Consider the following 11,923-nt stretch of genomic DNA (forward strand, 5'->3'; position numbering starts at 1 on the left):
GTAATACAGTTTCATTAACCCCATTCATCATTCAGCCAGTTTCTCAATAATTGAGCCACTGCTTCAGGGTTTTCATCCACAAATTTTTCAATCATCTTCTTAGTCTCAGATTTTTCACTAAATTCTATATCATCCAAAGATTGATTTTCTTTTGTTGTAGCCAAAAGCTGTTCTACCGATAATTCCGGTTCTAATTCTGTTACTTCAACCGGCGAAGTGCCTTTAAATACTACATATACTAATAAGGCTATAATTAACAGTGCAAGAATAATCTGGAGATAAAAAGTGAGTCCTCTTCCATTTGATTCTATCGGTACAAAAACCGGTTGTTCATATGCAACAATTGATAACCGGTCCACTGGTATACCCGTAGCATTTGAAACCATATTGTATATATCATCACCGATCGTAATCGGCTTTCGTTCCTGATTTTGTGCAACATATTGATCAAACGTCATATTATCTAAAGCACCTTGCGCTTTTAAGTCTTCCTCTTTATAAGTTACAACTTTGGTACATACGATACTTCCTGAAGATTGATCCGGTACTACTGCACCTACTTCATATTCCGTATTGGTTACTCTTTCACTTGGTAAATACTCTATTTTAACTTGTGAGGATGAGGAACCTTGATTCTTATCTGTCTGTACATCATAAGAAGTTTCATCATTAGAATCGGTACCCGGTGTCCCCCCTGCATCATTACTTGTGTTTTGGGTATCATAGGAATAATATGTTTTATATAAGCCCTGATCCGAACCTTCTGCCGGGATTTGTTCAGTATATAATTGAGTAACCTTATCCATATTAAGCACCCAATTAAACATAGGCTGAACGTCATTATATCCTAATTTCATCATTAGCATATAGATATTGTTGTTGTATGTATTCTGAAGTTTTTCGCGATAATCCAAGACAGAGTTGGCACTTCCAGAATACAAATCATCTTTGCCACCGAATAAGAGGTTGCCATTCTGATCAATTACCTTTATTTTCTCTGTAGATTCGTTACCAATTGCCGCAGCAACATATTCTGCAACAGCCTGGGCCGTAGATATATTAAAATCATCTGTAATGGTTAAAGCTACACTGGCCGGATAATCCTTTTTTTCAGATAAAACACTGAAAGTAGTTTCCTGAGGTACATATGTAACCTGTGCATCTTTAATACCAGTCATTGTAATTAAATATTTTCTGATTTCTGATTGTATATATAAATGGTTCTTTAAATTTCTGTCACTATTAGTAGTACTCAAGTCATTTTTCATCAGTTGTTCCATGGTTAACCCAGAGGTAGGAACATCACTGCTGTAAACTAAAAGAAGTGCATCCGAATATTTCTTTTTATCTACCATAATAGTAACTTTATCTGCATCAAGTTTGTACGGAATACCCTTGTCCTCTAATAGTTTGGCTACTTCACTTGCATCCTTTGTTGTTTCATTTTCAATTAAAGTTTTATACTGAACCCGATTCATAAGTGTCACTACAATAATCAATGCCAAAAAAACAGTCGCAATCACACAAATAATTATTGTTTTCTGCTTACTGGTATATTTATTCCATTGATTTAATAGCTGAACCGGAATCTGCTTTAGTTTCTCTACCATGTTACTGCTCCTCTAGTCATCGAGTTAGAATTGGAGATTCATAATCTCTTTATAAGATTCTAATACCTTATTTCTTACTGCTACTGTATATTGCAGTGATAGGTTGGCTTTTTGCTGTGCAACCTGCAAATCATGGGTATTTTCATTAAAACCCAATGCATAAGACATCTCCGCATTCTTTGCAGCATTCGTTAAATCATTTGTATTATTCACCATGGAGAGCGCTGATTGAAACAGGTTTTCAAAAGTTTCATTCTTATTTGTTTTATTTACTGCAGCTGTATTTCTGTCAAATGTACTAAGATCCGATATACCATTTAATAATGCTATGTCCATAAGTTACCCCCTATTATTTCCCTACTTCTAATCCCTTCAAAGCCATATTCTTAGTAGCATTAAAGGCTGTTACATTTGCTTCATATGACCTGCTTGCATCAATTAAGTTTGTCATTTCTGTTACTGCATTCACATTTGGGTATGCAACATATCCTTCTTCATTTGCATCAGGATGAGAAGGATCGTAAACCATCTCCATTGGCGTCTTGGTATCTTCTATAATCTGAGTCACTTTCACTCCATTACCAACTCTTTCTCCTGTTTTACTATGTAATATATCTGCAAATGAATCCGTTCCTTTTTCTGCAAATACTACCATCTTTCGTCTGTATACTTCCCCGTTTTCATCCCTTGTTGTCTTAACGTTCGCAATATTCTGTGAGATGATGTCCATTCTTAATCTCTGTGCAGTCATTCCACTGGCACTGACATTCATTCCATCCATTATAGACATATACTACCCTCCTAATTATTCACCAAAACAGATTTAATTCTGCTAAATTCCTGTGTCATAGAATCTAATAAAGCATAATATCTGATCTGATTCTCCGCCTCATTTGCTGATTCCGTATCAATATCAACATTATTTCCGTCAAGGCGGTAACTTAATGAAGCATGATCTGTATATACAGATGCTTCCAATGAATTCAGGTCTATCCCGGCAACTTTCTGATCTAAGGTACCCTCCCCTTTTAGCTCATCTGCCAGATAAGTCTGAAATTCTATATCTTTTCTTTTATAATTAGGTGTGCTCACGTTCGCAAGATTATTGGTTATTAACTTATTTCTCATCCAACTGGCATCTGCTGCTTTATCCAAGACATTGATATAATTAAATGCATTTGAACCTATCATTTATTTACACTCCTTTCGTATCTGGTATAATTATAATTATTTTATGACAAAAAAACAAGCAATTTTTAAACAACTAGTACTATTATATCATAAAATGTAGTATTTTATCGACAAGATTGTAGTAAAACATCAAAAAAAGAGATTTATGAGTTAAATTCATCATAAATCTCTTTCATTTTTTAAGATATTGTTTCAATTTTTTAAAAAACAAAGTCCAACTGTAATTATTTTATTTTATTTAAAATAAAAATTTATAAATTTTCAAAATATTAATAAAATTCATTATTATAATTATTTATTCAATTTTTTTAATTCATCAAATACCACATCATTTAACACTTTAATATAAGTACCTTTCATTCCGGAGGACCTGGATTCAATTACTCCAGCACTTTCGAACTTGCGTAATGCATTAACGATAACGGATCTTGTTATACCAACCCTATCAGCTATTTTACTGGCAACTAAGATACCCTCATTGCCTTCTAACTCTTCAAATATATGAATAATAGCTTCTAATTCAGAAAATGACAGTGTACTGATAGCTGATTTAACAATTTGAACTTTCCTGCTCTCTTCAGCATTTTCTTCATTCACAGAACGCATCATTTCAAGACCGACAACTGTGGTACCATATTCACTCAATATAATATCATCCAGATCATATTGTTTACTGCTTTTATATAGGAACAAAGTTCCAAGCCTTTCACCCGCTATATCTATTGGGTTTATGATCGCCTGATAATTATTCCCCTCTATAAATTCAAAACCTAAAGTCAGCAAATTAACATTCTCTTTTGTAGACAATATATTCAGCAATCTTTCATTTAATAATTGGTCGATATATCCGCCTACGGTGTCCTTAATTAATTCCTTGATTTCAGTGATATCATCCCTGTTCTTAATGCCTAATACTTTACCTTTTTTACTAATTACAAGAATATTGGATTCCAAAATTTCACTTAATACTTCACAGATATCATTAAAGACAACCTTATGGGAATTATTATTGTGTAATAGTTTGTTAATCTTTCTTGTCTTGTCTAGCAACTGTACGCTCATGAAACATCCTCCCAGTACCCCCACCGATTTGATACTTATCTTTCTCCCAGTATCCATCTGTACTAATTCAATAATTAATTTACCGACATTCAATTTTTGAAATGCTGATAAAGGCGGTGTACCTTACCGCCGTACATCTGATTATAGAATCCTATCATATTACTTATCAGAAGTTGATTCTTAAGCTTCTGACAGTAGGCGCTGTTTTTGCGCCGTGCATCCGATTATAGGAATACGATCTTTGTTCCTATATTTATTACGAATATGCCTTACAATTGTGTCATCAGATAAATCTTACCATACATTTTTCATAAAAACAATAGTTATTCACGTATTTTGACACATGCACACTAAAAAAATTGATATTTTTAACTTATTTATCAGTTTTTCGCAATAATGCATCCGCATTTTTCGTCATTACATACTAAACTCGTTCCCTTTTCAACCATAATTCCATTACATTTTGGGCAGCTTACTTCTGATGGCTTTTGCCATGTCATAAATTCACATTCAGGATTATTCTCACAACCATAATATCGTCGACCTTTTTTTGTCTTACGGATAACTACATCCTTACCGCATAACGGGCATGCTATCCCAATCTTCTCCAGATAAGGTTTTGTATTCCGGCAATCAGGAAATCCCGGGCAAGCTAAGAATTTGCCGTGAGGGCCATATTTAATAACCATATTACGTCCGCATTCTTCACATATTACATCGGTTTTCTCATCTTCTATCTTAATCTCATCCAGGCTTTCTTCTGCTTGAGATACAGCAGCCTCCAAATCAGGATAAAAATTACGAACTACCGTTTTCCATGCAACTGAGCCATCTTCAACCCTGTCGAGGAGAGATTCCAGATTCACCGTGAAATTTACATCAACAATACTTGGAAACGCTTGTTTCATAATATTATTAACGACTTCTCCAAGCTCCGTTACATATAAATTTTTATTTTCTTTCACAACATACCTGCGGGCCAGTATCGTTGATATAGTAGGCGCGTAAGTACTTGGCCTTCCAATTCCTAATTCCTCTAAAGTTTTAACCAGAGATGCTTCCGTATAATGTGCTGAGGGTTGCGTAAAATGCTGTGAAGGACTATAGTCCTTTAATATTAGTTCGGCATTTTCCGTTAAATTCTTTAGCATAGAATTATTTTGCTTTTCATCTTCTTCTGTTGTATATACGGACATATAACCATCGAATATTAATTTAGAACCTGAAGTAGAAAATCGATATCCATTTCCTTCTATTTTAACAGAAATTGTTTCGTATTTAGCAGGTTGCATTCTACTGGCTATAAACCGTTTCCAGATTAACTGGTATAAACGGAATTGATCCCTGCTTAAAGAATCTTTAACCAATACCGGTGTCAGATCAACATAAGTAGGACGGATTGCTTCATGAGCATCCTGTATTTTTTTGCCGTTATCCTTACTTTTTTCCTTATCTGCAACAAAGTCACTCCCATAATTGGTCGAGATAAAATCTCTTGCAGCTACATCGGCTTCCTCTGAAATTCTGACAGAATCTGTACGTAGATAAGTAATTAAACCAACCGTACCGTGATTTGTAACGTCCACCCCTTCATATAATTGTTGGGCCAAACGCATGGTTTTAGAAGTTGAAAAATTTAAATTCTTAGCAGCTTCCTGTTGCAATGTACTGGTTGTAAAAGGAAGCGGTGATTTCTTCTGTCTTTCTCCCCGTTTTATTTCATTAATTTTATATTCGGCATCCTTAAGCTTATCTAAAATACCATTTAATTCATCTTCCGAATGAATTACTATTTTATCATTGCCATAACCGTTAAATTTAGCCGTCAGAGAATTTTTGTCTCCTTTTACATCAAATACAGCTTCCAAATTCCAGTATTCTTCAGGTACAAAGGCATTAATTTCTTCTTCTCTGTCACAAATAATCCGAAGAGCAACAGATTGAACGCGCCCCGCACTTAATCCGCGTTTTACCTTAGCCCATAAAACAGGACTGATTCCATACCCAACCATACGGTCCAATATTCTTCTGGTTTGCTGAGAGTCCACCAGATTCATATCTATATCTCGCGCCTGTTTAATAGAAGATTTTACTGCATTTTTTGTAATTTCATTAAAAGTGATTCTGCTGGATTTTGTTTCATCTAATTTTAATGTTTTTGATAAATGCCAGGAGATAGCTTCTCCTTCCCGGTCAGGGTCAGTTGCTAAATAAACTTTATCTGCTTTTTTCACTTCTTTTCTAATTTTAGCTAATAATTCGCCTTTTCCTCTTATTGTAATATATTTAGGTTCAAAATCATTTTCTACATCAATCCCCAACTGGCTTTTGGGCAAATCCCTCACATGTCCGTTTGACGCAATTACTTCATAATTATTGCCTAAGAACTTTTTTATCGTTTTAGCCTTCGCCGGTGATTCCACTATAACTAGATTTTTTGACATATACCCACTCCCCTTATTTGGTTCTAATACATTTTAATATATAATTAAGATATATAAGCATAGTAATTTTTTCTGATCTGTTTAATGTAATTTTTCATTTCTAAATTCATAAGAATTTCCGTTAATTCCATTATACTTAGATTAGTCTCTCCAGCTATTTCATTCATATGCTTGGGAAAGAAACTTAAACAAGCATACACTATTTTTTCTTTGGTTTCAAGTAATTTATCAATTTTTTTCAATTGGGTTTTACAATTTTTATAAATTATCCCATAATCATCCAGTATATCTTCCGGTCCTGTAACCATTTTGGCACCTATTTTTATGAGATTATTACATCCCGCACTAAAAATATCATTAATACGTCCCGGAATGGAATAAATATTTTTCCCCTGCTCCAAGCCCATATCCACTGTAATCAGAGAACCGCTTTTTTCTTTTGCTTCTATTACCAGTATACCATCGGACATACCGCTGATTAAGCGGTTTCTCATTGGGAAATTACCGGCTTTAGGATAGCAATTTAGTCCGTATTCCGATATAATTCCTCCTTTTTGCTGCATTTCCATATAGATGTTAAAGTTCTCTTTGGGATAACAGATATCAACACTGCACCCCTCCACTGCACAGGTATAACCTCCTGCTAAAAGAGCACCCTCATGAGCATAACCGTCAATTCCCCTTGCCAATCCACTAATTATCTGGACACCAGCACTTGCCAATTCGCTGGAAATATTTCTGGATATCTCTTTACCATAATCAGAACAGTTTCTGGCCCCTACTATTGCTATACTTAACCTGTCCTCTTTCGGTAATTCCCCTTTAACATAAAGTCCATAAGGCGGATTGTATATATTATGCAGCTTTGATGGATAATGAGCCTCATCTTTCGTTAAAAAATATATGCCTTTGCTAATTAATTTAGCATAGTTATCTTGTATTCTTCCCACGTCTTTACTTTTTATAATTGTATTTCTATCAGCTTCTGATAATATTCCGATTTGATCAAGCCCAGTACCTTTATCCATAAAAGCCTGTTCGGGTGTTTCAAAAAACTCTAAAATAGCCTGCGTTTTCTTTATACCAATCCCATCCAGATTGCATAACCAAAACCAATATTCTTTCTGTATCATCTTTTTCCTCACTTATTATAAATTCCTTTATATACAAATCAATCTTGCTTATGTATATACTCTCGTAATGCTTATTATTTATCTAATCTTCCCAATATTTCCTGTCTAATGATCTATAACAGATAGCTTCACTTAAATGTTTTTCCTTAATATCCTCCGAACCATCCAAATCAGCTATCGTTCTCGATACTTTTAGTATTCTGTGATATGCCCGCGCGCTTAAGTTCATCTTCGTAAAAGCTTTTTCTATCAGACTCTTTTCTTTTTTACCCAGCTTGCAATAACGGCTTATTGTTTTAGGTGTCAATTGAGAATTAAAATAAAATATTTCATCCTTGTAACGTTCTAACTGTATATCTCTGGCTGCCATTATCCTCTTCCGGATATTTTCCGAAGTCTCTGACAGTTTATGATTCTCCAGTTCTTTATAGTTAACCTGCAGAGCTTCAATACAGATATCTATCCGGTCTAATAATGGCCGGCTTATTTTTCCTATATACCTCTTTACTTGATTTATGGAGCAGTTACATTTATTACGGTCCGGATAATATCCGCAGGAACATGGATTCATTGCGGCAACCAGCATAAAATCCGCCGGATATTTGTAAGTTCCGTAAAGTCTTGCAATAGTAACTTCGTTTTCCTCCAGGGGTTGTCTTAAAATTTCAATGGTATTACGGTTAAATTCAGGAAATTCGTCCAGAAACAGGACGCCGAGATGGGCTAAACTTATTTCACCCGGAATAGGAGTTCTGCCGCCTCCGGCTAGTGCCGCAGCAGTGATTGTATGATGGGGAGAGCGAAAAGGTCTTTTTTTAATCAGGGAACAATTATTATTCAGCAAACCAGATACACTGTAGATTTTTGAAATCTCTAAACTTTCTTCAAAGTTAAGTTCCGGCATAATCGTTGGAATTCTTTTAGCCAGCATAGTTTTACCGGCCCCGGGAGGACCGATCATTAGTAAATTGTGCATTCCGGATACTGCTATCTCGATAGCTCTTTTCGCGAGTTCCTGTCCGGTAACATCCGAAAAGTCCAGATTGTCCATGTCTTCTCTTATAAAAGACAAATCTTCCGTATGAATAAAATATGGTTCCAAGATTGTTTCATTATTTAAAAATCTTACTGCCTCCTGCAGATTATTAACACCGTAAACATCAATACCCTGTACCACTGCACCTTCCTTAACATTTTCAAAGGGAACGACACAACGTTTAAACCCCAGCTTATATGCATTATAAACGATGGGCAGTACACCATTAACCTTATTAATTTTACCATTTAGACTCATTTCACCTATAAAAATTGTTTTATTCAGATTTTCTTGGGGAATATAACCGAAAGCGGTTAAAATTGCGATTGCAATAGGCAGATCAAATGCAGTACCCTCTTTTCTAAGGTCTGCGGGAGATAAATTAATGGTAATTCTCTTAGCCGGCAGCTGATAACCTGAATTTTTAAGAGAGATTCTGACTCTTTCCCTGGCCTCTCTTACTTCGGAACCCAGGTAACCAACCAGATCAAAAATTGGTAATCCGTCACTGACATCCGCTTCCACGGATACAATGATGCCATCGATTCCGTTTACAGCAGCACTGTAAGCTTTACTAAACATATTTGCTCCTTTCATTGTCTCTCCAATAAAAGGAAACATCATCCAGATTCAGTATAACAAAGAACCTGAATTCTTACAAGATAATTTTCTACAAAATATAAAGGTTTTGTCAAATATTAAATTATAAATTTACTGTATAATATGGTAAAACAAAAACATTTATTCCCATATTTAAATAATAAATTGTATAATTTAAGATTAGCAAAACCTATTATCCTGAAAGTATTATAATTCTTTTTACTGTGTAACTAATCCTAAAAGCCATTCTTCCTTTTTAATGGAGTAACATATATCGTCATATACCTTTCCATTATAAATCTGACTTCCCATTCGTAAAATCCCTTCATATGTAAAACCGCATTTTTCTATTACCCGTTTGGATTGCACATTAAAAGGATAATGATAAATCGATAACAATGCCAAATCCAACTCTTCGAAAGAATAGCGGATTACTTCTCTTACCGCCTCCGGAATCAGCCCCATTCCCCAGTAATCTTCGGATAGCACATAACCAAGCATTTTAATATTAGCTGAATTTCTTTTACTGTCATTATGCAGTCCGATAGATCCGATTACTTTCCGATTTACTCTATATACAACCGCCCAGACTTCCTCCCGCTCTATAAATGAATTTAGTATTTTCCGTGATTCGTCAAGACTTTCATGAGGTTTCCATCCGGCCATTGGCCCTACATTAGGATTTTTTGCATACTCATAAAAATCTTCCAAATCAGAAATCTCCCAGTTTCTAAGCAGTAACCTGTCCGTTTCCAATACTTTCATCACTATCTCCCCTTATTACGAATTTTATAATTACATTTTCTAGTTGTCCTTGTCCAGTATCTTCTTTAATTCATTCATAAAAGTATTTACATCCTTAAATTCTCTGTAAACGGATGCAAATCTCACATATGCAACCGGATCCAAATCTTTTAGTTTATCCATAAGTATTTCGCCGATAATAGAACTGGGGACTTCCTTTTCTTCCAGATTAAAAATAGCATTTTCTACTTCATCCACTAAAGCGTTAATCTGGTCAACCGATATTGGTCTCTTATGGCAGGATCTGAATACACCCGCTTCAATCTTGGCCCTGTCATAAGGTTCTCTGTTATTATCTTTTTTAATAACTACCAACGGAATTGCTTCAACCTTTTCATAGGTTGTAAATCGTTTGGAACATTCATCACATTGACGTCTTCTCCTGATCGAACTGTTATCATCCGCAGGTCTTGAATCGATAACCCTGGTATTTTCTTTACCGCAAAATGGACACTTCATTGTTTACACCCATTGCAATCTGCAATTGCATACCGCAGACAAACCTGCGGTACTGCCACATAATAAAATGTGAAACAAGTTTCACAGGTTGAAAGAATCTGTATGTGGCATCCTTTCTTTTCTTATATTTTCTTTCAACCTAATACTTCTTCTTTTTATCAATTTTGCTAATTAACCCTAAATTAACGTAAAATCCTTCCTATATTAATTTAGTTCTTTTCTTTCCAATATTTTAATATAATTATAGCTCGATTATATTGAAGTTTTGCCTTTTGGTCAAGTCATTTTCTACATATATCCATATTTTGAAACATATATTAAATAATAAATGCAGCTGCTTAACCGAATCCAGTGAGGTGTTAGCAAGATGAGAATGTGTGAATTAAAAGAAAAAGAAGTAATAAACTGCAGAGACGGTGAAAGACTTGGCTATATTTGTGATTTGGAAATTGATATCCATACCGGAATTGTTGTTCGTCTTATTGTGCCCGGTCCATGTAAGATATGGGGTATCTTAGGCAGAGATCAGGAATATATCATTGATTATACCTGTATAAAACAGATTGGTGCTGATGTAATCCTTGTAGATATTGATGCGGAAAAAGCTCTTGTAAAATCCGCTTTTCTTTAAAATTGGTTGTCGCAAAATTTAGTAAATAATATAAATAAAATAGGATTTATATTTTAAAATTTTGCAACAACCTTTATTATTTTATATTCTGAAATTTATTGCACCAAATAATTTTTCATACTTTTTAATGCCGATTTTTCAAGTCTGGAAACTTGAGCCTGGGAGATACATATTTCTTTTGCTACCTCCATCTGTGTTTTACCTTCATAAAAGCGAAGTTCAATTATATTTCTTTCACGTTCAGATAATTTGGATAGGGCCTCTTTTAAAGAAATTTCCTCAACCCAGTTTTCTTCCTTATTTTTTTTATCACTGACCTGATCCATAATATAAAGTGTATCGCCGCCTTCCGAATAAACAGGCTCATAAAGTGAGACCGGGCTTTGTATTGCATCTAATGCAAATACGATATCCTCTTTGCTCAAGCCTATTTCATCAGCGATTTCACAAACGGTCGGTTCTTTGTCATTCTTTTTTAATAAAGCTTCTTTTGCATAAATAGCTTTATAGGCGGTATCCCTAAGAGAACGGCTGACACGTATGCTGTTATTATCTCTTAAATAGCGCCTTATTTCACCAATTATCATTGGGACAGCATAAGTTGAGAATTTAACATTTTGAGTAATGTCAAAATTATCAATGGCTTTCATAAGTCCTATACAGCCTATTTGAAATAAATCATCCACATTTTCATTACTATTGGAAAAACGTTGTATAATACTAAGTACTAACCGAAGATTACCTTTTATATATAATTCCCTTGCTTCTTTATCCCCCTTTAATATACGCTTAAATAATTCTTCCTTTTCACTATTGTTCAATAATGGTAATTTAGACGTATTTACACCACATATTTCTACCTTATAAAGAGCCATATTGAAACCTCCCAAATTATATTTCTAAATTAATGATTCACTATTTGGGTTCTCTTTATACGATAAATTAGAATGTAA

Annotated in this window: 12 protein-coding genes; 1 reads left to right on the plus strand and 11 read right to left on the minus strand. The window is 34.6% G+C overall.

The window, feature by feature from the left end; all coding sequences use genetic code 11:
• Positions 1-14: 14 nt before the first annotated feature.
• From RBU59_RS02760 to nrdR, 10 genes are all read right to left on the minus strand, one after another.
• A complete protein-coding gene (locus RBU59_RS02760; RefSeq protein ID WP_308146357.1) occupies positions 15-1,610 on the minus strand; it encodes a hypothetical protein in 1,596 nt (531 codons plus the stop codon).
• Positions 1,611-1,634: 24 nt separating this feature from the next.
• Positions 1,635-1,946, minus strand: a complete 312-nt coding sequence (gene fliE, locus RBU59_RS02765; RefSeq protein ID WP_308146358.1) for a flagellar hook-basal body complex protein FliE — start codon at positions 1,944-1,946, stop codon at positions 1,635-1,637.
• A 13-nt stretch (positions 1,947-1,959) separates the two neighbouring features.
• On the minus strand, positions 1,960-2,400 hold the full coding sequence (flgC, locus tag RBU59_RS02770) for a flagellar basal body rod protein FlgC (protein ID WP_308146359.1): 441 nt from the start codon (positions 2,398-2,400) through the stop codon (positions 1,960-1,962).
• 11 nt (positions 2,401-2,411) lie between these two features.
• Positions 2,412-2,801 (minus strand): flagellar basal body rod protein FlgB, encoded by a 390-nt coding sequence (gene flgB, locus RBU59_RS02775; protein WP_308146360.1) that lies wholly within the window; start codon positions 2,799-2,801, stop codon positions 2,412-2,414.
• 291 nt (positions 2,802-3,092) lie between these two features.
• Complete coding sequence (codY, locus tag RBU59_RS02780; protein WP_308146361.1) at positions 3,093-3,863, minus strand: GTP-sensing pleiotropic transcriptional regulator CodY; 771 nt, start codon at positions 3,861-3,863, stop codon at positions 3,093-3,095.
• Positions 3,864-4,243: 380 nt separating this feature from the next.
• The gene (gene topA / locus RBU59_RS02785) at positions 4,244-6,307 is read right to left on the minus strand and encodes a type I DNA topoisomerase (protein ID WP_308146362.1); all 2,064 of its coding nucleotides are present in this window, start codon (positions 6,305-6,307) and stop codon (positions 4,244-4,246) included.
• A gap of 44 nt (positions 6,308-6,351) precedes the next feature.
• Entirely contained in the window at positions 6,352-7,440 is a 1,089-nt protein-coding gene (gene dprA / locus RBU59_RS02790; protein WP_308146363.1) for a DNA-processing protein DprA, read from the minus strand.
• 82 nt (positions 7,441-7,522) lie between these two features.
• Positions 7,523-9,073 carry a YifB family Mg chelatase-like AAA ATPase gene (locus RBU59_RS02795; RefSeq protein ID WP_308146364.1) on the minus strand — a complete coding sequence of 517 codons (1,551 nt, stop codon included), beginning with the start codon at positions 9,071-9,073 and terminating at the stop codon, positions 7,523-7,525.
• Between the two features lie 222 nt (positions 9,074-9,295).
• Positions 9,296-9,841, minus strand: coding sequence for a GNAT family N-acetyltransferase (locus RBU59_RS02800; protein ID WP_308146365.1), 546 nt, complete (start codon positions 9,839-9,841; stop codon positions 9,296-9,298).
• A 39-nt stretch (positions 9,842-9,880) separates the two neighbouring features.
• Positions 9,881-10,339, minus strand: coding sequence for a transcriptional regulator NrdR (gene nrdR / locus RBU59_RS02805; protein ID WP_308146366.1), 459 nt, complete (start codon positions 10,337-10,339; stop codon positions 9,881-9,883).
• A 367-nt stretch (positions 10,340-10,706) separates the two neighbouring features.
• Between nrdR and RBU59_RS02810 the strand changes: the two genes are divergently transcribed.
• A complete protein-coding gene (locus RBU59_RS02810) occupies positions 10,707-10,970 on the plus strand; it encodes a YlmC/YmxH family sporulation protein (protein ID WP_308146367.1) in 264 nt (87 codons plus the stop codon).
• 95 nt (positions 10,971-11,065) lie between these two features.
• Here RBU59_RS02810 and sigG read toward each other — a convergent pair whose 3' ends face one another.
• Positions 11,066-11,845, minus strand: a complete 780-nt coding sequence (sigG, locus tag RBU59_RS02815) for an RNA polymerase sporulation sigma factor SigG (RefSeq protein ID WP_308146368.1) — start codon at positions 11,843-11,845, stop codon at positions 11,066-11,068.
• Positions 11,846-11,923: the final 78 nt, after the last annotated feature.

It is taken from the genome of Anaerocolumna sp. MB42-C2, from assembly GCF_030913705.1.
Lineage (GTDB): Bacteria > Bacillota > Clostridia > Lachnospirales > Lachnospiraceae > Anaerocolumna.